The following is a 25,565-nucleotide window of genomic DNA, read 5'->3' on the forward strand; positions in this document are numbered from 1 at the left end:
AAGCCGGACGGAAGCCGGTCCAACCCGGTCGGAACCTGGTCGTCCGTCGGAACCTAGTCGGAACCTAGTCGTCCGACGCCGGGGCGGCGGCCGTCTTCTTCGCGACCGTCTTCTTGGCGGCGGTCTTCTTCGCCGTCGCCGTCGTCTTCTTCGCAGCAGCCGTCTTGGTCGCCGTCGCCTTCTTGGCGGGCGCCTTCTTCGCCGGGGCCTTCTTCGCCGGGGCCTTCTTCGCCGTCTTCTTCGCCGGGCCCTTCGCCCGCTTCTCCGCGAGCAGCTCGTAGCCCCGCTCCGGGGTGATCGTCTCGACGTCGTCGTCCCGCCGCAGCGTCGCGTTCGTCTCGCCGTCCGTCACGTACGGACCGAAGCGGCCGTCCTTGACGACCACCGGGCGCTCGCTCACCGGGTCCGTGCCCAGCTCCTTCAGCGGCGGCTTGGCCGCCGCCCGCCCGCGCTGCTTCGGCTGCGCGTAGATGGCGAGGGCCTCGTCCAGCGTGATCGTGAACAGCTGGTCCTCGGTCTCCAGCGACCGCGAGTCCGTGCCCTTCTTCAGGTACGGGCCGTAGCGGCCGTTCTGGGCCGTGATCTCCACGCCCTCCGCGTCCACACCCACGACCCGGGGCAGGGACATCAGCTTCAGCGCGTCGTCCAGGGTCACCGTGTCGAGCGACATCGACTTGAACAGCGAGGCCGTGCGCGGCTTCACCGCGTTCTTGCCCGTCTTCGGGGTGCCCTCGGGCAGGATCTCCGTCACGTACGGCCCGTAGCGGCCGTCCTTCGCGACGATCTGGTTCCCGCTCACGGGGTCCTTGCCCAGCTCGAACTCGCCGCTCGGCTTCGCGAACAGCTCCTCCGCGTACGCGACCGTCAGCTCGTCCGGCGCCAGGTCGTCCGGGACGTCGGCCCGCTGGTGGCCCTCCGCGTCCTTCTCGCCCCGCTCCACGTACGGCCCGTACCGGCCGACCCGCAGCACGATGCCCTCGCCGACCGGGAAGGAGGAGATCTCCCGGGCGTCGATCGCGCCGAGGTCCGTGACCAGCTCCTTCAGACCGCCGAGGTGGTCGCCGTCGGCCGGTACGACCTCCGACGCCTCCTCGGAGCCGAAGTAGAACCGCTTCAGCCACGGCACGGACCGGGCCTCGCCCCGGGCGATGCGGTCGAGGTCGTCCTCCATCTTGGCCGTGAAGTCGTAGTCGACGAGCCGACCGAAGTGCGTCTCCAGCAGGTTCACCACGGCGAACGACAGGAAGGACGGCACGAGCGCCGTGCCCTTCTTGAAGACGTACCCGCGGTCCAGGATCGTGCCGATGATCGACGCGTACGTCGACGGGCGGCCGATCTCGCGCTCTTCCAGCTCCTTGACCAGCGAAGCCTCGGTGTAGCGGGCCGGCGGCTTGGTCGAGTGGCCGTCCGCAGTGATCTCCTCGGCGGACAGCGCGTCGCCTTCCGCGACCTGCGGGAGCCGCTTCTCGCGGTCGTCGAGCTCGGCGTTCGGGTCGTCCGCGCCCTCGACGTAGGCCTTCATAAAGCCGTGGAAGGTGATCGTCTTGCCGGAGGCGCTGAACTCGACGTCCCGGCCGTCCGAGGCCGTCCCGCCGATCTTCACGGTCACCGAGTTGCCGACCGCGTCCTTCATCTGGGAGGCGACGGTCCGCTTCCAGATCAGCTCGTACAGGCGGAACTGGTCGCCGGTCAGACCGGTCTCGGCGGGGGTGCGGAAACGATCACCCGAGGGGCGGATCGCCTCGTGCGCCTCCTGCGCGTTCTTGACCTTGCCGGCGTAGACGCGCGGCTTCTCGGGCAGGTAGTCGGCCCCGTAGAGCTGCGTGACCTGCGCCCGCGCCGCCGACACCGCGGTGTCGGAGAGCGTGGTGGAGTCCGTACGCATGTAGGTGATGAAGCCGTTCTCGTACAGCTTCTGCGCCACCTGCATCGTCGCCTTCGCGCCGAAGCCCAGCTTGCGCGAGGCCTCCTGCTGGAGCGTCGTCGTGCGGAACGGAGCGTACGGGGAGCGGCGGTACGGCTTGGACTCGACCGAGCGGACGGCGAACGAGGTCTCCGCCAGCGCGGCAGCCAGCGCCCGCGCGTTCGCTTCGTCGAGGTGCAGCACCTCGCTCTTGAGCTGCCCGTTCGAGCCGAAGTCGCGGCCCTGCGCGATCCGCTTGCCGTCCACCGCGTTCAGGCGGGCGACCAGGGTCGACGGGTCGGAGGGGTCACCGGCGCGGCCGGTGGAGAAGGTTCCGGTCAGGTCCCAGTACTCGGCGGAGCGGAAGGCGATGCGCTCGCGCTCCCGCTCGACGACGAGGCGGGTGGCCACCGACTGGACGCGGCCGGCCGACAGCCGCGGCATGACCTTCTTCCACAGGACCGGCGAGACCTCGTAGCCGTAGAGGCGGTCGAGGATGCGGCGGGTCTCCTGTGCGTCGACCATGCGCTGGTTCAGCTCGCGCGGGTTGGCGACGGCGTCGCGGATCGCGTCCTTGGTGATCTCGTGGAAGACCATCCGGTGGACGGGGACCTTGGGCTTGAGGACTTCTTGCAGGTGCCACGCGATGGCCTCGCCCTCGCGGTCCTCATCGGTGGCGAGGAAGAGCTCGTCGGAGTCGGCCAGCAGCTCCTTGAGCTTCCTGACCTGGGCCTTCTTGTCGGCGTTGACGACGTAGATCGGCTGGAAGTCGTGCTCGACGTCCACGCCGAGGCGGCGAACCTCGCCCGTGTACTTGTCGGGGACCTCGGCGGCGCCGTTCGGGAGGTCGCGAATGTGCCCGACGCTCGCCTCGACGACGTATCCCGGGCCGAGGTAGCCCTTGATCGTCTTCGCCTTGGCAGGGGACTCGACGATGACGAGTCGGCGGCCGCCCTTTGCGGTCTCGCTAGTCGGGGACAACTTGGCTCTTCTCTCCGGTCGGCACTCGGTCGCAGTACGGCGACGCTGCGGAGTGTGACGGTACAACCCGCCCCCGTGTCAAACGGCAGAAGCCCGCAACGGCCACTCGAACGGTAACCCGACAAGTGCCATTTCTGCCGCCCCGATACCGCGGCGGACCCGTCGCGATCACCGGGCCGAGTGGCCAGGGGGCCGTCTGGCCCCGCCCTCGCACCCCGCCTGACGTCCTGTTTCCGACCCGGATCCCGCCCCGGATCCCGGCACGCAGCCGGTCGCCTCACCCTTGCGGTCAGAGCCGCATGAGGCACCACACGCCGAGGCCCAGCGACGCCCCGCCGGCGAGCAGCGCCAGCGGTACGGCCACGACGGGGAGCACACCCTCGGCCACCGGCGCACCGTGCAGGGTGCGCGCCCCCGTCCAGCCCAGCAGAGCGGCCCCGAACAGCAGGAAGACGGCCGCCGCGAAGATCGCCGGACCGCTTTCCATGCCGTTCCCCCCTTGCCCCCGGACCGCTCTCGGGGTCCCCCTGGATCCCTCTGGATCCCCCTGGTCGTTCCCCTGCGCGGGAGCCTGCCAGCCGAGGGGAAACAGGGAGCGAACCCGGGGTTACATCACGGATCCGGCCACGGCCCGGCCGCCACAACCGCGCCGCTGGGGCCCGGCCGCCTCGGCCCGGACCGGGCCGCTCAGCGCTCCACCGGCTCCAGGAATCCCTGCTCGACCAGCATCCGGATGGCCTCCGGAGTCCGGTCCCGCAGCACGATCGGGTCCTCCTGCACCAGCTGTGCGATCGCGTCGAGGATCCGGCCCGCGGTGAGTGAGCCGTCGCACACTCCCGCGAAGCCCGCCCCGACCGTGTCGACCTTGGTGGCGCGCCGCATCCCGCGGTTCTGCCGCAGCACCACGTGCTCGGGGTCCTCCGCCCCGGGCGCGCCGACCTGCTCCTGGACGACCTCCTCGGCCAGCACGAAGCGGGCCTCCAGCAGGGCGGCGTCGTCGTGGCCGCGCAGGTAGTCCTGCCGGGTGAAGTGGGCCAGTACGGCGTCGCCGAGCGGCTGTTCCACCGAGTGCGGCCACTCCTCGACCACGATCGACGGCTCCTCCGCGTCGCTGCGGCGCAGGGTGATCCAGCCGAAGCCGACGGCCTTGGTCTTGCGGGCCTCGAACTCGTCCAGCCATTCCTCGTAGCGCCGCGCGTACTCGGCGGGGTCGGTGCGGTGGTCCCCCGCGTCACGCAACCACAGCTCCGCGTACTGCGTGACGTCCTGCACGTCGCGCTGCACGATCCACGCGTCGCAGCCGCGCGGCACCCAGGAGCGCACCCTGTCGTGCCAGTCCTCGCCCTCCACGTGCTGCCAGTTGCCGAGGAACTGCGCGTAACCGCCCGGGTTGAGGTGGTCACCGGCCTGCTGGACGAGCGTCCGGCACAGGTCGTCGCCCCCCATCCCGCCGTCGCGGTACGTCAGCCGCGCGCCGGGGGAGATCACGAACGGCGGGTTCGACACGATCAGGTCGTACGTCGCATCGCCGACCGGAGCGAACAAGGACCCGAGGAGCAGCTCGGCCTCGGGAGCGCCGGACAGCGCCAGGGTCAGCCGGGTGAACTCCAGGGCCCGGGGGTTGACGTCGGTGGCGGTGACCCGGGTCGCGTGCTGGGCGGCGTGCAGCGCCTGGATGCCGGATCCGGTGCCGAGGTCGAGCGCGGTGGCGACCGGGATGCGGACGGTGATCCCGGCCAGCGTGGTGGAGGCACCGCCGACGCCGAGCACCACGCCCTCCTCGCGGCTGCCGATCCCGCCGGCGCCGCCGACGGCGCAGCCGAGGTCGGAGACGATGAACCAGTCCTCGCCGTCCGGTCCCCCGTACGGGCGCACGTCGACGGTGGCGTACACCTCGTCGCCCTGCCGGCGGAGCCAGCCGTCGGTCAGCGCGGCCTCGACGGGCAGGGCAGCCGCGGCGTTCGCGTACGACTCCGGCTGCCGCAGCAGGAACAGCCGAACCAGGCTCGCGAGCGGGCCGTCGCCGCGGCCTCGGGTGGCCCGCAGGGCGGGGACCGTCTCGCTGCGGGCCAGCGCGGCGTAGGCGGGGGCGCCGAGCAGGTCGAGCAGGCCATCGGCGGTGAAGCCGGCGGCGAGCAGGGCGGTGCGGAGCTCGGCGGCGCGGTCGGGCGAGGGGAGGCTGGTGGTACTCACCCGTCCATTGTGTGGGCTCGCACCGCCGATCCGTGCGCCGCGCGGCCGGTCGCCCGGCATCGCCGGCGCGGCCGGGGCCCCGGAACCCGGCGCACCGGCGAACTCAAGCCCCGGCCCGCGTACCGCCGCGGGCGCCGGACACCGTGCTCGCCGGCCGACTCACTTGGTCGGCGACGGCGCCGTGACCTGGCAACCCTTCTGGCTGTTCATCGACTTGTCCAAGCCGCCCGCCTTGAGCTTGTCGAGCGCGTCCTTGCCGCCCTGGGTGGCTGCCTGGAGCCCGCCGGCCACCTCCTTGAGGCCCTCGGCGAATTTGGTCTGGTCCTTGGGGTCCAGGGCGTCCATCTTCGCCTTCAGGTCGGCGTACCCCTTCGACGTCGCCTCGAAGCCCTTGACGGCGGCCTCCTGGGTCGCCTGGCCGTCCTTGACCGGGGGAACTCCCGCTCCCTGCACGGCGGCCCCCATCGCCTTGTACGACTCGGACATCGTCCCGAAGGCCGCCGAGTCCGTCTTCTGCACCTCGTCGGGCTTGCTGGTCTCGGTCGCCACGCGCTTGATGTCGGCGTTGGCCGTTTCGATCTTCTTCAGCTCGGGCTGCCACTTGTCGCAGACGTTCTTCGCCCAGGCGTCGGCCTTCTCGTTCCCGTCGTCGCCGCCGCAGCCGGACAGCACGAGCATCAGTACCGCACCGCCGGACACTGCGGCCGCAAACTTCTTGTTCACCGGATTGGTCCCTTCGAAGGCTCTCGGCCCGGAAGATACACGTCCGCCATCCGAGCTCGCAGAACGGCGGACGGACGGCGCGTCAGTCCGCGCCGCCCGTCCGCCGTTCGGGTGTACCTTCGAGTCCCTCCGTCGGGTCGCTCCTCAGGTCGCTCTTCGGGTACCTCTTCGGGTGGTTCTTCGGGTGGTTCTTCGGGTCAGGAGACCACCGCGGGATCGTTCGGCTGGGCCGCCACCCGCTCGGCGGTCGCCGCGTCGTCGCCCTCGTCGCCGACGGCGATGCCGCGGCGCTTGGAGATGTACACCGCGCCGATGATGACGGCGATGGCGATGACCGCGACGATCGCCCGCACGGTCGCGCTCGTGTCGGCGCCGTAGCTGAACTGCACGACCGCCGGGGCGATCAGCAGCGCCACCAGGTTCATCACCTTGAGCAGCGGGTTGATCGCGGGGCCCGCGGTGTCCTTGAACGGGTCGCCGACCGTGTCGCCGATGACGGTCGCCGCATGGGCCTCACTGCCCTTGCCGCCATGGTGGCCGTCCTCGACGAGCTTCTTCGCGTTGTCCCACGCGCCACCGGAGTTGGCGAGGAAGACCGCCATCAGGGTGCCGCAGCCGATGGCGCCGGCGAGGAAGGAACCGAGCGCACCGACGCCGAGCGCGAAGCCGACGGCGATCGGGGTGAGGACGGCGAGCAGTCCGGGGGTGGCGAGCTCGCGCAGCGCGTCCTTGGTACAGATGTCCACGACACGGCCGTACTCGGGCTTCTCGCTGTAGTCCATGATCCCGGGGTGCTCGCGGAACTGGCGGCGCACCTCGTAGACCACCGCGCCCGCGGAGCGGGAGACGGCGTTGATGGCGAGCCCGGAGAACAGGAACACGACCGCCGCACCCAGGATCAGGCCGACCAGGTTGTTGGGCTGCGCGATGTCCAGGCTGAGGTTCATCTCCCCGGCCTTGGCGCCGACCTCCTTGACCGCGCCCGCGATCGCGTCGTTGTACGAACCGAACAGCGCGGCGGCGGCGAGCACGGCGGTGGCGATCGCGATGCCCTTGGTGATCGCCTTCGTGGTGTTGCCGACGGCGTCCAGGTCGGTCAGCACCTGCGCACCGGCCCCCTCGACGTCGCCGGACATCTCGGCGATGCCCTGGGCGTTGTCGGACACGGGCCCGAAGGTGTCCATGGCGACGATGACCCCGACGGTGGTGAGCAGGCCGGTGCCGGCCAGAGCCACCGCGAAGAGCGCCAGCATGATCGACGTGCCGCCGAGCAGGAACGCCCCGTACACGCCGAGGCCGATGAGCAGCGCCGTGTAGACGGCGGACTCCAGGCCGACGGAGATGCCGGCGAGGACGACGGTGGCCGCGCCGGTCAGGGAGGACTTGCCGATGTCCCGGACGGGACGGCGGTTGGTCTCGGTGAAGTAGCCGGTCAGCTGCTGGATCAGGGCCGCGAGCACGATGCCGATGGCGACGGCTACGAGGGCCAGGATGCGCGGGTCGCCGGGGTGGTTGGCGATCGCAGCGTCCTCGACACCGACCAGGTCCTGGTAGCTCGCCGGCAGGTACGCGAAGACGGCGATGGCGACCAGCGCCAGCGAGATCACGGCGGAGATGAAGAAGCCGCGGTTGATGGCGGTCATGCCGCTGCGGTCCGAGCGGCGCGGAGAGACCGCGAAGATGCCGATCATCGCGGTGATGACGCCGATGGCGGGAACGATCAGCGGGAAGGCGAGGCCCAGGTCACCGAAGGCGGCCTTGCCGAGGATGAGGGCGGCCACGAGGGTGACGGCGTACGACTCGAAGAGGTCGGCCGCCATACCGGCGCAGTCGCCGACGTTGTCGCCCACATTGTCGGCGATGGTCGCGGCATTGCGCGGGTCGTCCTCCGGAATGCCCTGTTCGACCTTGCCGACCAGGTCGGCGCCGACGTCGGCGGCCTTGGTGAAGATGCCGCCGCCGACGCGCATGAACATCGCGATCAGGGCGGCGCCGAGGCCGAAGCCCTCAAGGACCTTGGGGGCGTCGGCGGCGTAGACCAGGACGACGCAGGAGGCGCCGAAGAGGCCGAGGCCGACGGTGAACATGCCGACGACGCCGCCGGTGCGGAAGGCGATCCGCATGGCCTTGTGGGCGACGGTGGTGAGGTCCTTGGCGGGCTCACCCTCGGCGGGGGTGGCCTCGCGTGCGGCGGCGGCGACGCGGACGTTGGCGCGGACCGCGAGCCGCATGCCGATGTAGCCAGTGGCCGCCGAGAAGAGGGCGCCCACCAGGAAGAAGGCGGAACGTCCGGCCCGCTGGGTCCAGTCGTCGGCGGGAAGTAGGAAAAGCAGGAAGAACACGACGACAGCGAAGATCCCGAGGGTACGCAACTGCCGGCCGAGATAGGCGTTGGCGCCTTCCTGGACGGCGGCGGCGATCTTCTTCATGCTGTCGGTTCCCTCGTCCGCGCTGAGTACCTGGCGGACCAGGATCTGCGCGACGACGAGCGCGGCGAGTGCCACGGCCGCAATCACCATCACGATGAGCCGATTGTCATCAGTGAGTACTGCGGCTGCCAGATCGAAGTTACCGATCGGCGCGTTGGGGGTGAAGAGCCCCGTCATTCGTCCTCCTTGACGTGATGAGCTCAAGATGTGGACGGATTGTAGGGAGCTCTTCCCGATCAAAACAGTGCGCGGGAAACGGAATTGGCCTGCTCTTGCTCCTCAGCAATAGATCGCGTCGCTCCATTACCCTCGAAAGAGGTAATGGGGCAAAGGCATTGACGCCTGATCATCGATCTAGAAAATGCACTGAGGGCATGAAAAAGGCCCTGCTCGGCAGGGCCTTGAATACGATCGGATGATCCGCCGAACTACGGAAGATCGGACGCGCTGGACACGGGCCAGCTCATCCGGATGGTCCCGCCCGACTCACTGCTCGTCACCTCGACGTCGTCGACGAGTCCGCTGATCACCGCGAGGCCCATCTCGTCCTCGCTGTCGACGTCCGGGTCCAGGGCGGCATCGATGCCGGACACGGCGCCCTCCGGGCCGCCGGCCGGTCCGGGCAGCCCGTCACCGACTTCGATGGAGAACACCTTCTCCTCATCGGTCAGAACGACCCGGACCGGCGCGGTCAGCCCGTTGCTGAGGTGCAGACCGACGGCGCGCGAGCACGCCTCACCCACGGCGAGGCGGACCTCGTCGAGCACGGCTTCGTCCACCCCGGCCCGCCGCGCCACGGCGGCCGCGACGAGGCGGGCCGTCCTGACGTGTTCGGGCTGGGCGCTGAAGCGCAGTTCAACGGTGGCCATGCGCGTCCCCCTCGGACTACGGGCGTGCCTTACAGGGGCCCGGACCACACTCGGCCCGCGCCCCCGCTCCTCTTCGGCTCAGCTCCTCCTCGGCGCCTCGCGGCGCCTCGGAAGCGGAACCGTCAGTCGGTGGCCTGGACGGCGTCTTCCACAGAGGTGTGGATCGGGAACACCTTGGTCAGACCGGTGATGCGGAAGATCTTCAGGATGCGCTCCTGGTTGCACACCAGACGCAGCGAGCCCTCGTGCGCACGGACGCGCTTGAGACCTCCCACAAGCACACCAAGGCCGGTGGAGTCGAGGAAGTCCACTCGCTCCATGTCGACAACCAGGTGGTAGCTGCCGTCGTTCACCAACTCGACCAACTGCTCGCGCAGCTTGGGCGCGGTATACACATCAATCTCGCCACCGACCTCCACGACCGTGCGGTCGCCGACAGTGCGAGTCGACAGGGACAGGTCCACGGATCCTCCAGCACCTTGCTATCGAGCGGCGCCCCCCAGGGGCCTCCCCACCCGTAGGTAGGGGAGGGATTGGCTGCCGCGATGGCATTCAATCACTTACCGGCAGGCGCGCACGACGCCTTCCGACCATTGTCCCGCACGTCGGTGACACACTCGGTTCCAATGGCCAATACTCACCATCCCGGTCGGCCCACGGCACCCGAGGACCCTCGACCCACTCCCGGCACGGTTCTGGACCGGTTGTCACGGGGGCCTTCTCGTGCTGCGCGCATCACCCATACGGAGCACTTGCCCCCTCGAGCGGGCCATCATGCAGTCTGGCCCGACCGCATCCGAACGGATGTCGTAGCCGCGATCACCGCCGCGGGGATCGACCATCCGTGGGCACATCAGGCCGCGGCCGCCGAGCACGCCCTGGACGGCGAGTCGGTGGTCATCGCCACCGGTACCGCCTCGGGCAAGTCGCTGGCCTACCTCGCACCCGTGCTCTCCGCCCTCGTGGACGGCGCCGGGGCCCCGAACGGGCGGGGAGCGACCGCCCTCTACCTGGCCCCGACCAAGGCGCTGGCGGCCGACCAGCGGCGCGCCGTGCGGGATCTCGCAGCGCCGCTCGGCTCCGCCGTCCGACCCGCGGTCTACGACGGCGACACGCCGGTCGAGGAACGCGAATGGGTGCGCCAGTACGCGAACTACGTCCTCACCAACCCCGACATGCTGCACCGCGGGATCCTGCCCGCCCATCCCCGCTGGTCCGCCTTCCTGCGCGCCCTGCGCTACGTGGTCATCGACGAGTGCCACACCTACCGGGGCGTCTTCGGCTCCCACGTGGCCCAGGTGCTGCGCCGGCTGCGGCGGCTGTGTGCCCGCTACGGCGCCGAGCCGGTCTTCCTGCTGGCCTCCGCCACCGCGAGTGACCCGGCGGCCGCCGCCTCCCGGCTGACCGGGGTGCCGGTCACCGAGGTCGCTGACGACGCCTCCCCCCGCGGCGAGGTGGTCTTCGCCCTGTGGGAGCCGCCGCTGACCGACCTGCGGGGCGAGAAGGGCGCCCCGGTGCGCCGCACCGCCACGGCCGAGACCGCCGACCTGCTGACCGACCTGGTGGTCCAGGGGGTCCGTACGGTCGCCTTCGTCCGCTCCCGACGCGGAGCGGAGCTGATCTCGGTGATCGCCAAGGAGCGGCTCGCCGAGGTGGACAGCTCCCTGCCCCGGCGGGTCGCGGCCTACCGGGGCGGCTACCTGCCCGAGGAGCGCCGCGCCCTGGAGCGGGCCCTGCACTCCGGCGAGCTGCTCGGCCTGGCCGCCACCACCGCCCTGGAGCTGGGCGTGGACGTCTCGGGCCTGGACGCCGTGCTGATCACCGGATACCCGGGCACCCGGGCCTCCCTGTGGCAGCAGGCGGGCCGAGCCGGCCGCTCGGGCCGGGGCGCCCTGGCCGTGCTGATCGCCCGGGACGACCCCCTCGACACCTACCTGGTCCACCATCCGGAGGCCCTGTTCCGCCAACCGGTGGAAGCCACGGTGCTCGACCCGGACAACCCGTACGTCCTGGCACCGCACCTGTGCGCAGCCGCCGCCGAGCTCCCGTTGACGGATGCGGACCTCGCCCTGTTCGGCCCGGCGTCCCGCGAGCTGATCCCCCAACTGGAGGGCGCCAAGCTGCTGCGCCGCCGGGCGACGGGCTGGCACTGGACCCGCCGGGAGCGGGCCTCGGACTTGACCGACATCCGCGGCGAGGGCGGCCGGCCGGTGCAGATCGTCGAGGCGGCCACCGGGCGCCTGCTGGGCACGGTCGACGAGTCGGCGGCCCACACAGCCGTCCACGACGGGGCCGTCCACCTCCACCAGGGCCGCACGTACCTGGTGAAGCACCTCGACCTGGAGGATTCCGTCGCCCTGGTCGAGGAGTCCAGCCCGCCCTTCTCCACCACCGCCCGCGACACCACCTCCATCTCCGTCCTGGAGACCGAGACCGAGATCCCCTGGGGCCCGGCCCGGCTCTGCTTCGGCTCCGTCGAGGTGACCAACCAGGTCGTCTCGTACCTGCGCCGCAAACTGATCACCGGCGAGGTGCTCGGCGAGTCCAAGCTGGACCTGCCGCCCCGCACCCTGCGCACCCGGGCCGTGTGGTGGACGGTGACCGAGGACCAGCTCGACGAGGCCCGGATCAACCCGGAGATCCTCGGCGGCGCCCTGCACGCCGCCGAGCACGCCTCCATCGGTCTGCTCCCGCTCTTCGCCACCTGCGACCGCTGGGACATCGGCGGCGTCTCCGTCCCGATGCATCCCGACACCCTCCTCCCCACCGTGTTCGTCTACGACGGCCATCCCGGCGGCGCCGGCTTCGCGGAGCGCGCCTTCCACACGGCCCGCGCCTGGCTCACTGCGACCCGCGACGCCATCGCCTCCTGCGAATGCGATGCCGGCTGCCCGTCCTGCATCCAGTCCCCCAAGTGCGGCAACGGCAACGACCCCCTTCACAAACGTGGCGCGATCCGGCTCCTCACCCGCCTCCTCTCCGAGGCCCCGCCGACCTGAGCGCCTCGCAGAAGCCCGGTCCGGGCCCACGTACGCGACCCGCCGGCTTGGTTCGGAGATCTGGACGTGGCGGACGAACGGTCGCTCCTCGGTTCCGCGGCCGGCACCGGCCCCGGGCCGACCGTCAGCGCGCCCCTCCGACCCGCGGAACGGGGCGCTCCTGTGGACCTCGACCGACCGGCCCGCTCCGTCCCCTTCCCGTCGGCCGGCCCCGTACGAGGGCTGCCCCTCATCCGGTGTCCGGGAGCGGTGGCCCCGCTCGGGCGCTCATCTTCGGGGCGAACGGGCCCGTTGCGGGACGGGCCGTCACGTCGGCCACCTCGCCATGGAGGGTGCAGGCCGTCAGGGTGGCCCGCTGGGCCCGGGCGACCCGGCGGGCCGCGGTGCAGGCCTCCTGCGGACCGTGCGTCCAGGTCACCGCCGCCGCCAGGGCCGCCAGGTCGGCAGCAGCCGCCGCGCGGTGGCGGGCGACGACGGCCTGGCCGAGCAGCAGCACACCGCCGAACACAGCTCCCAGCACCGTCGCCACCAACGCCGCCCACACCGTGGCCGAACCCCGGTCCCGGTTCATGGCGGCGGCCCCACACTGTCCTCGGCCAGGGCCACCGCCTGCGCTCCGAGCCGCACCGGCAGCCCGCCCGGGCCGGGCGCCGGCGCCGTCACCCGGACCCGCCAGAGGTCTCCCTCCCGCTCCAACCCCACCTCCGCTCCCGGCGGGGCTGCCGCCCGGGCCGCAGCCACTGCGACGCCCGGCGGCTCCGACCGGGCCACCGCCCGGGCGCCTGCCCGGGCCGCGTCCACACACCGGATCTGCGCAGCCGCCGCCATCAGCGCCCACACGAGCAAGGCAGCGAAGAGAACCAGCGCGGGGATCACCAAAGCTGCCTCCGCCGTGACGTACCCCCGATCTCCGACCGGCCGGGGATTTCGCTCAGAACGGCACATCGAGCGCCTTCCCGATGGTCGACTGAAGTGCCGACGAGACCACGTCGCTCGTTACCACCTTGTACAGGACGGCAGCGAATGCACACGCCGCGATCGTTCCCATGGCGTATTCGGAAGTGGACATCCCCGCATCGCCGGCGCGACCGCTCAGTGCCGACCGCACCCGAAGCCAGATGATCCTCATGACAACCTCCTGATGGAGTTAGGTTCTTGACGTTTTCTCAGCTGTGATCTCAGTCGTGATTCAGTCTTGATTTCAGTGGTGATTCCGCACACCGCCTGATGCCTGAGTTCATGCCGTGACTTCAGGTGCCCGAGAGAAGGCCGGAAGCCATTCCGATCACCACCGGGGCCACTCCGACGGCAAGGAACGCGGGCAGGAAACACAGCCCCACCGGTGCGGTGACGAGCACCGCCGCCCGTTGTGCCCGGGCACCGGCCTGCCGGGCACGGTCCTCCCTGAGGGCCGTAGCCAGGCGGGAGACCGGCTCCGCGGCCGGGGCCCCCGTCCGGGCGGCTCGTTCCAGGCATTCGGCGAGAGCCCGGGCATCCGGTATCTGCGCCAACCTCCCCCACGCGGCGCCCGGTTCACCACCGAGCCGGAGCTCCGCCCCGGCCAGGGCCAGCCGCTCGCCCACCGGCCCGCCCAAGGACTCCCCCACCGCCTCGGCGGCCTCCACCGGCCCGGCCCCGGCCGCCAGGCAAGCGGCCAACAAATCAGCGGCGAAGGGCAATTGGCGCTCCACCTCCCGCGCATCCACCCCGGCCGGCGGCCGGGCCCTGCGCAGGCGTCGAACCCCGAACGCCGCCGCACCGCCGACCAGCACCCCCACCACCCCGCCGACCAGCACCCAAGCCGCCAGCAGCGCCCCGATCGGGCCGACCCAAACGGTCACCGCGGCCCGCGCCCCCGGCCCGAACACCATGGCCCGCCGCTCCGGTTCCGCCCCCAACAGTGCAGCGATCCTGCGCCGGGCCGCCCGCGCCCTGAGCTGCGCAGCCACCGCCGAGGCCGTGCACAGCACCGCCAGCGCGAGGCACACCATCGTCCCCAGCCTGTGGATCGCGAAGCCTCCCATCACCGTTCCCCCGTCCGTACGATCCGCCGGCACCACAGCAGTCCCAGCGCCTCCAGCACGCCGCCCGCCAGCAGGCAGCCCCACCCGACCGGGGTGTGCAGCAGTACGCGGAGCGGATCCGCCCCGAGCCCCGTGCCGATCAACAGGCCGACCAGCGGCAGCAGGGCGAGCACCGCCGTCGTCGATCTCGCCCCCGCCAACTGGGCCCGCAGCGCCTCCTTCCGGTCCCGCTCGGCCCGCAACGCCCCCTCCAGCCGGTCCAGTCCGGCGGCAAGACCAGCGCCGCCGTCCACCGAGATCCGCCAGCAGGCGGCCAGCCCGGCCAGCCCTTCCGCGCCGGGCTCCCCCGCCGCCTGTCGCAGCGCCGTCGGCACGTCCCCGCCGAAGGCCGCTGCCGCCAGCACCGCCGCCTCGGCCGGCCCCGGCCCACCGGGCCCGGCGGTCGTCCGTCGCAGCGCGGCGGTCAGCGCCTGCCCCGGCTGGGCCCCGGCCCGCAGCTCGCCCACCGCCGCTCCGCACAGCGCGATCACCTCGGCTGCCCGCGCACCCCGCTCGCGCTCCCGCTCCCGGACCCGCAGCCACCGCCGCACCAGCGGTACCGCCGCCGCGCCGATCACCAGCGGGACCACCGACCCGCCCAGCAGTGCGACCACGAGCCCGGCCCCGAGGCAGGACCACTCCCGCCACCGCGCGGCCCGTACCCGCACCGCGATCACCAGACGCTCCCAGCGCACCGGCCCCCGGAGCGCCACGGCCCCACCACCGGCCAGCACTGCCCGCGCGCGCCGCGACACCCGGTCTCCGCCCGCCAGGGCCCAGGCGGCCGTCCCTGCGCACAGCACTCCGGCGAACACCGGAACCGGCACCGCTGCCGCGCCGTTCACCGCGCACCCCGCAGCAGCGGGCTCAGCCGTTCCCAGCCTCGCTCCCGGACGAACCCCTGCGCGGAATAGCGCAGTGCCGGTACGGTGACCACCAGCCCGGCGGCGTCCCGCTCCAACACGTGCACTTCGGCCACCCGGCGCCGCCCGGCCCGGTCCCGGACCAGGTGGACGACCAGGGTCAGAGCGGCCGCCAGTTGGCTGTGCAGGGCGGCCCGGTCCAGTCCGGCGGCCGTCCCGAGCGCCTCCAGCCGGGCCGGGACGTGCGCGGCGGCGTTCGCATGGACGGTGCCGCACCCGCCCTCGTGCCCGGTGTTCAAAGCCGCCAGAAGATCCGCTACTTCGGCGCCCCGGACCTCGCCGACCACCAGCCGGTCCGGCCGCATCCGCAGTGCCTGCCGGACCAGATCCGCCAGGGTCACCAGTCCCGCCCCCTCCTGGTTCGCGGGGCGGGTCTCCAGCCGCACCACGTGCGGATGGTCGGGGCGCAGCTCGGCCGAGTCCTCGGCCAACACGATCCGCTCGCCGGAACCGACCAGCCCCAACAGGGCGCTGAGCAAAGTGGTCTTGCCGGTGCCGGTCCCGCCGGAGACGAGGAACGAGAGCCGGGCCTCGACCATGTCCCGGAGCAGCCGTTGCCCGCCGGGCGGGAGGGTGCCCGCCTCCACCAGCTCCTCCAGCGTGAACGCCCTCGGCCGCACCACCCGCAGCGACAGGCAGGCCGAGCCGACCGCCACCGGTGGCAGTACGGCGTGGAGCCGGGTGCCGTCGGACATCCGGGCGTCCACCCAGGGCCGGGCGTCGTCCAGGCGTCGGCCCGCGACGGCGGCCAGCCGTTGGGCGAGCCTGCGCACGGCGTCAGCGTCGCCGAAGGTGACCCCGGTCAGCTCCAGTCCTCCGCCCCGGTCCACCCAGACCCGGTCCGGGGCGGCCACCAGGACATCGGTGACCTGAGGGTCGGCGAGCAGTGCTTCCAGCGGGCCGGCGCCGACCAGTTCGGAGCGCAACTCGGCTGCGACACCCAGTACTTGCGCATCCCCGAGCAGCCGGCCCTGTGCTCGCAGAGCAGCCGCCACCCGGGCCGGGGTCGGCTCCGCCCCGCTCTCGGCCAGCCGCTGACGCACCGCGTCCAGGAGTACCGCGCTCATGCCGCCACCCCCTGGGCGGAGCCGAGCGCCTGCCGCCAGAAGCCGTCGCAGAACCGGGCCAGCGCCCCCCGGCCCTGCCCACCCGGCGGCTCCCCCTCGGCGATCCGCCCCGGCAGGCCCACTTCCAGCGGTACCTCGCCGGCGAGCGGCACCCCCAGCAGCTCGGCCACCGCCTCGGCTTCGAGCCCGCCCGGGCAGCGGCCCCGTACGACCACGCGCACGTCCCGGGCCACCATCCGCACTCCGGCCGCGACCCGGCCCGCGGCGGCCACCGCCCGCAGTTCGCCCGGCACCACCATCAGAACCAGGTCCAGCTGGGCCAGCGCCTCGGCCACGGCTTCGTCCACCCGCCGCGGCAGGTCGACCACCACAACCCCGCCCCGGCGGCGCGCGGCGGCCAGCACGGAGCGCATCGCCGCGGGCGGTACCAGCACCCGGTCCCCGCGGTCCCAGCTGAGCACCCGGAGCGCATGCAGCTCCGGCAGGGATTCCTCCAGGGCTCCGGCGCCCACCCGGCCCCGCGAGCCGGCGAAGTCAGGCCAGCGCAGCCCTTCGGCGTTCTCACCGCCGAGCAGCACGTCCATCCCGCCGCCGAGCGGGTCTCCGTCGATGAGGATGGTCCGCTCCCCGGCCCGGGCGGCGCGCAGGGCGAGTGCGCACGCGAGGGTGGACGCTCCGGCGCCGCCGCTCCCGCCGATCACCCCGACGGCGAGGGCCGGTTTCCCGGCCCCTTCCACCACATCGGCGATGCGGTCCACGAGCCGGCTTTCGGCGTCGGGGAGTCGGAGCACCTCCTCGGCGCCGATCTCCACCGCCCGTTGCCACACCAGCGGGTCGTCCGGGTCCCGGCCGACGAGCAGTACGCCGGCGCGGCGCGGGGCGCCACGCACCCGGCGGGCGGCATCGTCCCCCACGAGCACGAGCGGCGCGGACTCCCAACCGACGCTCCCGCGCGCCGGGGCGGCAGCCGCAACATCGCCTCCGCCCCTCCCGTCGCTTCCACCACCACGGCCTCCGCTTTGCTCGGGCACTGCGTGGTGCACATGCGGCTCGGCTCCCGCAGCCGCGCACAGCCGCAGCAGATCGTCGAGCAGCAGCGGGTCCTCGGTGACGATCAGCGGGCGCCCGCCTGCGTTCATCGCCCCACTCACCGGAGTCGATGGCCTGATTCCGGCCGCTTCCACGCGATCCGGCACTTCACATGACTTCGATCCAGCCACGATCTCCGCCCCCTTCTCACGACAAATCCCAGCACCGCGGACTTCACGGCTGGAATCACCGTGCAGTGATCCGGAAAAAGAAGTGGATCTTGCTCGAAAACCGTGGACAACGGGAGCGTTGTGAATAACTCCGTCACCCCAGCGGATGAGCTTCAGAGCGCGGTGGGACAACTACACACCGTTACGAGTCTGAAGGGTGCCGGCCTGGGCCACGCAGGGCCCGCCAAGGGCAGGAAGGCCGCAGGAATGGTCACTTGGGGCCGAAGGTAGGGACGCGAACCGCATCCGGACATGCGACGACCCCCGCCGGGGGGGAGAGCGGGGGTCGTCCCCACGGTCCGACTCGGGGGGGGAGGAGCCAGACCGGGTTAGCACGGTCGCGAACGATCCGTGACTTCCATGGTGTACCCGAGAGCCTTCTCAGGCAAACCCACGCGCCACACCTTACGCCGAATGGTGGGCGCATATGCTCGGGGCGTGGAAATCCAGCCCTTGCCGCACTCGTCGCCCCGCACCGCAGCCTTCTTCGACCTGGACAAGACGGTCATTGCGAAGTCAAGCACTCTGACGTTCAGCAAGTCCTTCTACCAGGGCGGCCTGATCAGCCGCCGTGCCGTGCTGCGCACTGCGTACACCCAGTTCATCTACCTGGTCGGCGGCGCCGACCACGATCAGATGGAGCGGATGCGGGAGTACCTCTCCGCGCTCTGCAAGGGGTGGAACGTCCAGCAGGTGCGGGAGATCGTCGCCGAAACCCTGCACGACCTCATCGACCCGCTGATCTACGACGAGGCCGCATCCCTCATCGAGGCCCACCACACAGCGGGCCGCGACGTGGTGATCGTCTCGACCTCCGGCGCGGAAGTCGTCGAGCCGATCGGCGAGATGCTCGGGGCCGACCGGGTCGTCGCCACCCGGATGGTCATCGGCGAGGACGGCTGCTTCACCGGCGAGATCGAGTACTACGCCTACGGGCCGACCAAGGCCGAGGCCGTGCGCGAGCTCGCGGAGTCCGAGGGGTACGACCTTTCGCGGTGTTACGCGTACAGCGACTCGGTGACGGACATCCCGATGCTGGAAGCCGTCGGGCACCCGCACGCCGTCAATCCCGACCGCGCGCTGCGCCGCGAGGCGGTGGCGCGGGAGTGGCCGGTGCTGGTGTTCAACCGCCCGGTGCGGCTGAAGCAGCGGCTGCCCGGGCTCTCGATGCCCGCGCGACCGGCACTGGTCGCCGCGGCGGCGGTGGGGGCGGCTGCGGCAACCGCCGGGCTGGTCTGGTACGCGAGTCGGCGACGGGCCAGCGCGCTGGCCGCTGTCACGTCCGTCTGAACCAGCCGGCTCCACCCACAGGGCCCGTGCGGCCCCCGGCGGGACGGCGGGGGCCGCGGCCCCGGACCCCGCCGTCGTCGGGCCGCGCGGGCCGGGTCGTGGGCTTTGAACTGCGGGTTTGCAGGCTGTCCGATTCACCCCACCGTGACCAGGAAAGTAAAAAAAATAGTCAGGGGTTCCGCTTGTCTCGGAAGCGGAGTACAAAGGAGTCAACGGCCCGCGAGACCAAAGAACATCCGAGAGGATCATCTTTAAAACGCAGTAAGGCCCACGGACCGAAGCACGAACGCCGAGCACCCACGCGACGTCGACCCGTCGATTACGGGCCAGCCGCACCAGGTGACGGGCAAAGTTCCCGACCTGATGGGCAACTATCGAGGACGCTTGGTAACTGGGCGCAAGTGCCAGCGGCGACACCGGAGCAAGACGGTGTCGCCGCAACCTTGTGCGTGCGGGGCGGTCAGGCCGCGCCGCGCTGCAAGGCCTCACAGACCGCCGTCGACTCGCGGACGCCCAGTTCGATCGCCCGGCCGCAGTGCGCGATCCAGGCCGCCATCCCCTCCGCGGTGCCGGAGACGTAGCCCTCGAAGGCCGCCAGGTACGCGTCCCGCCCCTGCTCCGCGTGGCCGACCTCCGCCGGGCAGATCGCCTTCGGGTCCAGCCCGCTGTTGATCAGCACGATCCGCTCCGCCGCCCGGGCGACCAGTCCGTTGTACGAGGCGAACGGACGCAGCGCCAACAGCTCCCCGTGCACCACCGCCGACGTGACCAGGGCCGGAGCCGAGCCACCCGCGATGATCAGCCGGGACAGGCCGTCCAGCCGGCCTGCGACCTCCTCCGCGCTCGGCAGGGGCAGGTCGATCAAGGGCTCGTCCACGGACTCGCCCGCCAGGCGCGGGCGGCCCACCACGTCGCCGTCGGCCGTCGAACCCGAAGCCACCAGGTGCAGCCGCGCCAGTACCCGCAACGGCGACTGGCGCCAGATGCTCAGCAGTTGCCCCGCCTCCGCCGTCAGGCGCAGCGCGGCGCCGACCGTACGGGCCTCCACCTCGGCCCCGAAGTCGGTCCGCCGGCGGACCTCCTCCAGCGCCCAGTCCGCACCGGACAGCGCCGCGCTCGCCCGGGCGCCTCGCAGGGCGGCCTCCGAGGTGATCTCCCCGCTGCGCCGGCGCATCACCCGGTGCCCGTAGACACGGTCCACTGCCTTGCGTACGGAATCCACGGAGTCGGCGACGCCGGGGAGTGAACCCAGGGCGGCCAGCGGGTCGTCAGCGCTACTCATAAGTAGGGAGCCTACGCAGTTCCCGCCCCCGACACCGACCCCTCCTTGGAGTGGTCTTCTTCACTTACCCGCACCACGCAAAGCGACGAAGCGGCTACGCTTGGTGAACATGAAGATCGCTTTCGTGGGAAAGGGCGGCAGCGGCAAGACGACCCTGTCCTCCCTCTTCATCCGCCACCTCGCCGCCAATGAAGCCCCCGTCGTCGCGGTGGACGCCGACATCAACCAGCACCTGGGCACCGCCCTCGGACTCGGCGAGGACGAGGCCGCAGCCCTGCCCGCCCTCGGTGCACACCTGCCCCTGATCAAGGAGTACCTACGGGGCTCGAACCCGCGCATCTCCTCCGCCGACACGATGATCAAGACCACCCCTCCCGGCGCCGGCTCCCGCCTGCTGAGGGTCACCGAGGACAACCCGGTGTACGAAGCCTGCGCGCGCACGGTGGTGCTCGACGGGGAGCCGGTACGACTGATGGCCACCGGTCCGTTCACCGAGTCGGACCTCGGGGTCGCCTGCTACCACTCCAAGGTCGGGGCGGTCGAGCTCTGCCTGAACCACCTCGTTGACGGACCGGACGAGTACGTCGTCGTCGACATGACCGCCGGCTCGGACTCCTTCGCCTCGGGCATGTTCACCCGCTTCGACGTGACCTTCCTGGTCGCCGAGCCGACCCGCAAGGGGATCTCCGTCTACCGCCAGTACAAGGAGTACGCGCGGGACTTCGGGGTCATGCTCAAGGTCATCGGCAACAAGGTGCAGGGCACGGACGACATCGAGTTCCTCCAGGACGAGGTCGGCGAGGACCTCCTGGTCACCGTCGGCCACTCCGACTGGGTGCGGGCAATGGAGAAGGGCCGCCCGGCCGCCTTCGAGTTGCTCGAGGCGAGCAACCGGCTCGCCCTCCAGGCGCTCCAGGACGCGGCCGACGACTCGTACGCCCACCGCGACTGGGAGCGCTACACCGAGCAGATGGTGCACTTCCACCTGCGCAACGCGGAGAGCTGGGGCAACGCCAAGACCGGGGCCGACCTGGCTGCCCAGGTCGACCCCGATTTCGTCCTGCGGGAGGGCTCCGGCGGCGGTCCGACGGCCTCGGACCTCGTCAGTCCTCGCTCGAATCCGCTTCGGTCGGCTCCGCAGCCGGCTTGACCGCGTCAGGGGCGGCCGGCTTGGCCGGCGGCCCCGCCGTCAGGAACTTCGTCCAGCCCTCCTTGGGCGCCTCGCCCACGTCGAGGCTGCGCATCCACTCGAGGGTCTTCGGATCCTGCGCGTCCAGCCAGTCGACCAGCTCGCGGAACGGCACGCAGCGGACCTCCTTGCGGGTGCACATCGACTTGATGGATTCCTCGACGGCCTTCATGTAGGTGCCGCCGTTCCAGGACTCGAAGTGGTTGCCGATGATCAGGGGTGCGCGGTTGCCCTGGTAGACCCGGTCGAAGGCCTGCTGCAGGCCGTCACGCATCTGCTCACCCCAGTACGCGTGCTGCGAGGGGTCGCCCTGGGTGGTCGTCCCGGACTGGTTGACCAGGTAGTTGTAGTCCATGCTCAGGGTCTCGAAGGCGCGGCCCGGCATGGGCACCAGTTGCAGCGGAAGATCCCAGAGGCCGTCGGTCTTCTTCGGCCAGATCTGCTTGCTGATGCCGCTGGAGTCGTAGCGGAAGCCCATCTCCTTGGCCGCCAGCATGAAGTTCTTCTGCCCTTCGAGGCAGGGGGTGCGGGCGCCGATGAGCTCCTTGTCGTAATCGAACGGGAGCGGTTCCAGGCCCTTCAGGTCCGGCGTGTTGGTCTTCCAGTTCTTGACGAAGGACTTGGCCTGGTTGATCTCGCTCTTCCACTCCGCCACGGACCAGGTTCCGACGCCTCCGTCGGGGCCGCAGAAGTGGCCGTTGAAGTGGGTGCCGATCTCGTTGCCTTCGAGCCAGGCCGCGCGAACCTGCGTGGCGGTGTCCTTGATGCCCTGGAGGTCACCGAAGCCGATGTCGGAGCGGCCGGGCTCGTGCTGAGGGGCCGTATAGAGGAAACGTTTCTCCTCAGGCAGCATGTACACACCGCTGAGGAAGTACGTCATCCGGGCGTTGTACTCCTTGCCGACCTCACGGAAGTGCGAGAAGAGCTTCTGGCTGTCCTCGCCGGCCCCGTCCCAGGAGAACACCACGAACTGCGGCGGCTTCTCGCCCGGCTTGAGCTTCTGCGGCTTCTGCACGTTCGGCTGCGGGCCGGTGTACGCGGTCGAGCCGTCGCCGATGAGCCGCTCGACACTGCCGGGAGCCTCCGGGGCTGCGGCTCCCTTCTTGCCGTTCGGCATACCGGGGGACGGAGGCTTGACGGGCTCCGAGGTGCCGCACCCGGCGACGCCCAGCACCAGCGCCGTGGCGACCAGGCCGCCGGCGATCTTCTTCGTGGCGGCGATCATCCGTCCACCTCTCCCTCGCAGTTCCATCGCGGGTCTTCCACGCCGCAACGTCCCATGCGGTCCGCCGTGAAGATGATGTGACAAGCCGTACAAAATGCTTAATCACTCTTGCGTGCTAATTTCTAGGCCATTTGCCCGTATTGCCCACCACATGCCTTTACTCTCCATTACCTTTCATTTACTGAGTGTTGAGACTCCCGCCGCTTCACACCTCCCCCGAGGAGACGGGACCTATGACAGCCACCTCCCCCACGCATCCCGCCGAAGAGCTCGGCAGCCAGGCCGCCGGCAAGCCGGGCAGCCCGCCCGGCGGCAGTACGCCGCGCAACAGCCACCGCGCGGACTTCCACGCGGACTTGTCCGCCTCCCTGACCGTCTTCCTGATCGCCCTGCCGCTCTCCCTCGGTATCGCCCTGGCCACCGGCGCCCCGCTCCAGGCGGGCCTGGTCGCCGCGGCCGTCGGCGGGATCGTGGCCGGGCGCCTGGGCGGCACCCCCCTCCAGGTGAGCGGACCGGCAACCGGACTCACCGTCGTCACCGCCGAGTTGGTCCAGCGCTACGGGTGGCGCACCACCTGCGCCATCACCGTCCTCGCCGGTTGCTGCCAGCTCGCGCTGGCAGCGCTGCGCACCGCTCGGTCGGCGCTCATGGTCAGTCCGGCCATCGTGCACGGCATGCTCGCGGGCGTCGGCGTCACGATCGCGCTGGCCCAGCTGCACATCGTCCTCGGCGGCACGCCGCAGAGCTCCGCCGTCGCCAACGTCAAGGCCTTGCCGGCCCAGTTGGCCGATCTGCACCCGGCCGCGCTCGGCATCAGCGTCCTGACCCTGGCCGTACTGCTCGGTTGGCCGCGGCTGCCCGGGCGGGCGGGGCTAGCCCTGCGCAAGGTGCCGGCCGCGCTGGCCGCCGCCGCCACGGCCACGGCGTTCGCCGCGCTGGCCGGGCTCACCCTGCCCCGGGTGGACCTGCCGTCCTGGCGCAACCACGCCCTGCCCGAGCTCCCCGAGGGCCCCGTCCTCGGCATCATCGCGGCCGTCCTGACGGTCACGCTGGTCGGTAGCGTGGAATCCCTGCTGTCCGCGGTCGCCACCGACAAGCTGATCGCCTCCCAGCGGCGTACCGGCAACCGCCCGCCGCGCGCCGACCTCAACCGTGAACTGCGCGGACAGGGCGCGGCGAACATCCTCTCCGGAGCCCTGGGCGGGCTGCCCATCGCGGGCGGGGCCGTCCGCACCGTGGCCAACGTCAAGGCCGGGGCCGTCAGCCGTCGGTCGGTCATGCTGCACGGGCTGTGGATCCTGCTCGCGGCCGGGCTGCTCGTCCCGGTCCTCGACCTGATCCCGCTCGCGGCGCTTGCGGCTCTGGTGATGGCGCTGGGCGTGCGGATGGTGAGCGCCACACACCTGCGTACCGTCACCCGGCACCGCGAGGTCGCGGTCTACGTGACGACGATCGCGGCGGTGGTGCTCGGCGGGGTCCTGCTGGGGGTCGCCATCGGCATCGCGGTGGCCGTCGCGACCGCCCTGCACCGGCTGGCCCGGACCCGGATCACAGTGGAGTTGAACGACGGGGTCCACCGGGTGTGGGCGCGCGGGCAGTTGACCTTCCTCGCGGTGCCGCGCCTGAGCCGGGTGCTCAACCAGATCCCGCCCGGCGGGCGCGTCGTGGTCGAGCTGGACGGTTCGTTCATGGACCATGCGGCGTACGAGACGCTTCACGACTGGCAGGACTCCCACCTGGCCCACGGCGGCTCAGTGGAAGTCGCCGGCCGCTCCACCACCCGGATGGGCGGGGCGGACCGCGGTGACCGGGCCCAGCGCGGCGGGCACCACTGCTGCCGCCCCTGGACCCCGTGGATGAACCACTGCGACCACCGGCCGGCGGCCGAGCGAACGATCCCCGGCGCGGCCCCGGCCCCCGACGCGATGGAGACCGCGGAGCCGCCGGCCCGGCGCCGCCGCCGGGGCGCCGGCCAACTGGCCAACGGAATCAGCGCCTTCCAGCGGGACACCGCGCCGCACGTCCGGGACGAACTGGCCCGGCTGGCCCGGGAGGGGCAGCGGCCCTCGCAGCTCTTCCTGACCTGCGCGGATTCCCGCCTGGTGACCAGCATGATCACGGCCAGCGGCCCGGGCGACCTGTTCACGGTCCGCAACGTCGGCAACCTGGTCCCCCTGCCGGGCGCGGAGGCCTCGGACGACTCGGTCGCGGCAGCCATCGAGTACGCCGTGGACGTGCTCCAGGTGGACAGCATCACGGTGTGCGGGCACTCGGGCTGCGGAGCGATGCAGGCGCTGCTGAGCTCCACGCCCGGGGCACCGATGACCCCGCTGCGCCGTTGGCTGCGGCACGGACTGCCCAGCCTGGAGCGGATGCGCAGCCGCCACCACGCCTGGGCCCGGATCGCGGGCCGGCTCCCGGCGGATGCCGTGGAGCAGCTGTGCCTGACCAATGTGGTGCAGCAGCTGGAGCACCTGCGGGCCCATGAATCGGTGGCCCGCAGGCTCGCCGAGGGCACGCTGGAACTGCACGGGATGTACTTCCACGTGGGCGAGGCGCAGGCGTACTTGCTGTCCGAGGGCGAGGACTTCTACGACTGCCGGGTCTTCGACAGCGTCGGACAACACGCCTGAAGGGTGGCCGAATCGCCCTGATCGGCCGATCTGGATCAAGGGCATGACCGAACCGATAGCCTCCGGTATCCGTGCCACAGAGTGGCCCCTTCCCGCACCCTGCAGCGGGAAGGGGCCACTCTTCGCATGGACCCAGCTGTGATATAGGTCTAAACCAATTTTCGGTTACCCCTTGTCACATGGGCTGCCGCCTGATGAGCTATGCCCCGGGGACACAACGGACACCCTGGGAAAGGGAGATGTCGTGAGCAATGAAAGCCTGGCCAATCTGCTCAAGGAGGAGCGGCGGTTCGCACCGCCTGCCGATCTGGCCGCCGCCGCCAATGTGACACGGGCTGCTTACGCCGAGGCCGAGGCGGACCGGCTGGGCTTTTGGGCCGAGCAGGCCCGACGGCTGACCTGGGAGGTCGAGCCGACCGAGACGCTCGACTGGTCGAACCCACCCTTCGCGAAGTGGTTCGCGGACGGCAAGCTGAACGTCGCCTACAACTGTGTGGACCGCCACGTCGAAGCCGGCAACGGCGACCGCGTCGCCCT

Annotated in this window: 21 protein-coding genes; 5 read left to right on the forward strand and 16 right to left on the reverse strand. The window is 71.4% G+C overall.

Going from position 1 to position 25,565, the window contains the following annotated elements; translation table 11 throughout:
* Positions 1–64: 64 nt before the first annotated feature.
* The 7 genes from topA to bldG form a co-directional block, all read right to left on the reverse strand.
* The gene (gene topA / locus ABZZ20_RS23565; RefSeq protein ID WP_356872580.1) at positions 65–2,884 is read right to left on the reverse strand and encodes a type I DNA topoisomerase; all 2,820 of its coding nucleotides are present in this window, start codon (positions 2,882–2,884) and stop codon (positions 65–67) included.
* A gap of 289 nt (positions 2,885–3,173) precedes the next feature.
* Complete coding sequence (locus tag ABZZ20_RS23570; protein WP_356872582.1) at positions 3,174–3,371, reverse strand: hypothetical protein; 198 nt, start codon at positions 3,369–3,371, stop codon at positions 3,174–3,176.
* A gap of 200 nt (positions 3,372–3,571) precedes the next feature.
* Positions 3,572–5,137: a class I SAM-dependent methyltransferase gene (locus ABZZ20_RS23575; protein ID WP_356872584.1), complete on the reverse strand. Its 1,566-nt coding sequence runs from the start codon at positions 5,135–5,137 to the stop codon at positions 3,572–3,574.
* Between the two features lie 99 nt (positions 5,138–5,236).
* A complete protein-coding gene (locus ABZZ20_RS23580; protein ID WP_356872588.1) occupies positions 5,237–5,800 on the reverse strand; it encodes a small secreted protein in 564 nt (187 codons plus the stop codon).
* 197 nt (positions 5,801–5,997) lie between these two features.
* Positions 5,998–8,406: a sodium-translocating pyrophosphatase gene (locus ABZZ20_RS23585; protein WP_356872590.1), complete on the reverse strand. Its 2,409-nt coding sequence runs from the start codon at positions 8,404–8,406 to the stop codon at positions 5,998–6,000.
* 251 nt (positions 8,407–8,657) lie between these two features.
* Positions 8,658–9,098 carry an ATP-binding protein gene (locus ABZZ20_RS23590; protein ID WP_356872592.1) on the reverse strand — a complete coding sequence of 147 codons (441 nt, stop codon included), beginning with the start codon at positions 9,096–9,098 and terminating at the stop codon, positions 8,658–8,660.
* Between the two features lie 122 nt (positions 9,099–9,220).
* Positions 9,221–9,562 carry an anti-sigma factor antagonist BldG gene (gene bldG / locus ABZZ20_RS23595; protein WP_007264942.1) on the reverse strand — a complete coding sequence of 114 codons (342 nt, stop codon included), beginning with the start codon at positions 9,560–9,562 and terminating at the stop codon, positions 9,221–9,223.
* 81 nt (positions 9,563–9,643) lie between these two features.
* Here bldG and ABZZ20_RS23600 point away from each other — a divergent pair, with 81 nt between their 5' ends.
* On the forward strand, positions 9,644–12,097 hold the full coding sequence (locus tag ABZZ20_RS23600; RefSeq protein ID WP_356872595.1) for a DEAD/DEAH box helicase: 2,454 nt from the start codon (positions 9,644–9,646) through the stop codon (positions 12,095–12,097).
* Positions 12,098–12,326: 229 nt separating this feature from the next.
* On the opposite strand, the gene ABZZ20_RS23605 is transcribed toward ABZZ20_RS23600, so the two are convergent.
* The 7 genes from ABZZ20_RS23605 to ssd all read right to left on the reverse strand — a co-directional run bounded on the left by ABZZ20_RS23605 (position 12,327) and on the right by ssd (position 17,289).
* Entirely contained in the window at positions 12,327–12,668 is a 342-nt protein-coding gene (locus tag ABZZ20_RS23605) for an Rv3654c family TadE-like protein (protein ID WP_356872597.1), read from the reverse strand.
* Positions 12,665–13,042, reverse strand: a complete 378-nt coding sequence (locus ABZZ20_RS23610) for a TadE family type IV pilus minor pilin (protein ID WP_356872599.1) — start codon at positions 13,040–13,042, stop codon at positions 12,665–12,667. The genes ABZZ20_RS23605 and ABZZ20_RS23610 overlap by 4 nt, the downstream gene beginning before the upstream one ends.
* Complete coding sequence (locus tag ABZZ20_RS23615; protein WP_356872601.1) at positions 13,029–13,226, reverse strand: DUF4244 domain-containing protein; 198 nt, start codon at positions 13,224–13,226, stop codon at positions 13,029–13,031. Before ABZZ20_RS23615 ends, ABZZ20_RS23610 begins: the two co-directional genes overlap by 14 nt.
* A 121-nt stretch (positions 13,227–13,347) precedes the next feature.
* Positions 13,348–14,121, reverse strand: a complete 774-nt coding sequence (locus tag ABZZ20_RS23620; RefSeq protein WP_356872603.1) for a type II secretion system F family protein — start codon at positions 14,119–14,121, stop codon at positions 13,348–13,350.
* Positions 14,121–15,005, reverse strand: coding sequence for a type II secretion system F family protein (locus tag ABZZ20_RS23625; RefSeq protein WP_356872605.1), 885 nt, complete (start codon positions 15,003–15,005; stop codon positions 14,121–14,123). Before ABZZ20_RS23625 ends, ABZZ20_RS23620 begins: the two co-directional genes overlap by 1 nt.
* Entirely contained in the window at positions 15,002–16,150 is a 1,149-nt protein-coding gene (locus ABZZ20_RS23630; protein WP_356872607.1) for a TadA family conjugal transfer-associated ATPase, read from the reverse strand. The genes ABZZ20_RS23625 and ABZZ20_RS23630 overlap by 4 nt, the downstream gene beginning before the upstream one ends.
* Complete coding sequence (gene ssd, locus ABZZ20_RS23635; protein ID WP_356872609.1) at positions 16,147–17,289, reverse strand: septum site-determining protein Ssd; 1,143 nt, start codon at positions 17,287–17,289, stop codon at positions 16,147–16,149. Before ssd ends, ABZZ20_RS23630 begins: the two co-directional genes overlap by 4 nt.
* A 573-nt stretch (positions 17,290–17,862) precedes the next feature.
* Here ssd and ABZZ20_RS23640 point away from each other — a divergent pair.
* Positions 17,863–18,699 (forward strand): HAD-IB family hydrolase, encoded by an 837-nt coding sequence (locus ABZZ20_RS23640; RefSeq protein ID WP_356872633.1) that lies wholly within the window; start codon positions 17,863–17,865, stop codon positions 18,697–18,699.
* Positions 18,700–19,159: 460 nt separating this feature from the next.
* Here ABZZ20_RS23640 and ABZZ20_RS23645 read toward each other — a convergent pair whose 3' ends face one another.
* Positions 19,160–19,981, reverse strand: a complete 822-nt coding sequence (locus tag ABZZ20_RS23645; RefSeq protein ID WP_356872611.1) for an oxidoreductase — start codon at positions 19,979–19,981, stop codon at positions 19,160–19,162.
* Positions 19,982–20,090: 109 nt separating this feature from the next.
* On the opposite strand from ABZZ20_RS23645, the gene ABZZ20_RS23650 reads away from it, so the two are divergent.
* The gene (locus ABZZ20_RS23650; protein ID WP_356872613.1) at positions 20,091–21,131 is read left to right on the forward strand and encodes an ATP-binding protein; all 1,041 of its coding nucleotides are present in this window, start codon (positions 20,091–20,093) and stop codon (positions 21,129–21,131) included.
* Here the strand turns inward: ABZZ20_RS23650 and ABZZ20_RS23655 are convergent.
* The gene (locus ABZZ20_RS23655; RefSeq protein WP_356872615.1) at positions 21,085–22,395 is read right to left on the reverse strand and encodes a hypothetical protein; all 1,311 of its coding nucleotides are present in this window, start codon (positions 22,393–22,395) and stop codon (positions 21,085–21,087) included. The genes ABZZ20_RS23650 and ABZZ20_RS23655 overlap by 47 nt on opposite strands.
* A 233-nt stretch (positions 22,396–22,628) precedes the next feature.
* On the opposite strand from ABZZ20_RS23655, the gene ABZZ20_RS23660 reads away from it, so the two are divergent.
* Positions 22,629–25,028 (forward strand): SulP family inorganic anion transporter, encoded by a 2,400-nt coding sequence (locus ABZZ20_RS23660; RefSeq protein WP_356872617.1) that lies wholly within the window; start codon positions 22,629–22,631, stop codon positions 25,026–25,028.
* Positions 25,029–25,212: 184 nt separating this feature from the next.
* Positions 25,213–25,565: acetyl-coenzyme A synthetase N-terminal domain-containing protein (locus tag ABZZ20_RS23665; protein WP_356872635.1), on the forward strand; the 353-nt coding region annotated here is incomplete at its 3' end.

It is taken from the genome of Streptomyces sp. NPDC006430 (genome assembly GCF_040612395.1).
Classification (GTDB): domain Bacteria; phylum Actinomycetota; class Actinomycetes; order Streptomycetales; family Streptomycetaceae; genus Streptomyces.

Coding starts and splice junctions, on each gene's coding strand:
- ABZZ20_RS23615 (WP_356872601.1), bottom strand. CDS start 13,226: ATGAGGATCATCTGGCTTCGGGTGCGGTCGGCACTGAGCGGTCGCGCC.
- ssd (WP_356872609.1), bottom strand. CDS start 17,289: ATGAACGCAGGCGGGCGCCCGCTGATCGTCACCGAGGACCCGCTGCTG.
- ABZZ20_RS23655 (WP_356872615.1), bottom strand. CDS start 22,395: ATGATCGCCGCCACGAAGAAGATCGCCGGCGGCCTGGTCGCCACGGCG.
- ABZZ20_RS23605 (WP_356872597.1), bottom strand. CDS start 12,668: ATGAACCGGGACCGGGGTTCGGCCACGGTGTGGGCGGCGTTGGTGGCG.
- ABZZ20_RS23600 (WP_356872595.1), top strand. CDS start 9,644: ATGGCATTCAATCACTTACCGGCAGGCGCGCACGACGCCTTCCGACCA.
- ABZZ20_RS23585 (WP_356872590.1), bottom strand. CDS start 8,406: ATGACGGGGCTCTTCACCCCCAACGCGCCGATCGGTAACTTCGATCTG.
- ABZZ20_RS23660 (WP_356872617.1), top strand. CDS start 22,629: ATGACAGCCACCTCCCCCACGCATCCCGCCGAAGAGCTCGGCAGCCAG.
- ABZZ20_RS23630 (WP_356872607.1), bottom strand. CDS start 16,150: ATGAGCGCGGTACTCCTGGACGCGGTGCGTCAGCGGCTGGCCGAGAGC.
- ABZZ20_RS23645 (WP_356872611.1), bottom strand. CDS start 19,981: ATGAGTAGCGCTGACGACCCGCTGGCCGCCCTGGGTTCACTCCCCGGC.
- ABZZ20_RS23590 (WP_356872592.1), bottom strand. CDS start 9,098: ATGGCCACCGTTGAACTGCGCTTCAGCGCCCAGCCCGAACACGTCAGG.
- ABZZ20_RS23575 (WP_356872584.1), bottom strand. CDS start 5,137: ATGCCGGGCGACCGGCCGCGCGGCGCACGGATCGGCGGTGCGAGCCCA.
- ABZZ20_RS23650 (WP_356872613.1), top strand. CDS start 20,091: ATGAAGATCGCTTTCGTGGGAAAGGGCGGCAGCGGCAAGACGACCCTG.
- ABZZ20_RS23620 (WP_356872603.1), bottom strand. CDS start 14,121: ATGGGAGGCTTCGCGATCCACAGGCTGGGGACGATGGTGTGCCTCGCG.
- ABZZ20_RS23610 (WP_356872599.1), bottom strand. CDS start 13,042: ATGTGCCGTTCTGAGCGAAATCCCCGGCCGGTCGGAGATCGGGGGTAC.
- ABZZ20_RS23570 (WP_356872582.1), bottom strand. CDS start 3,371: ATGGAAAGCGGTCCGGCGATCTTCGCGGCGGCCGTCTTCCTGCTGTTC.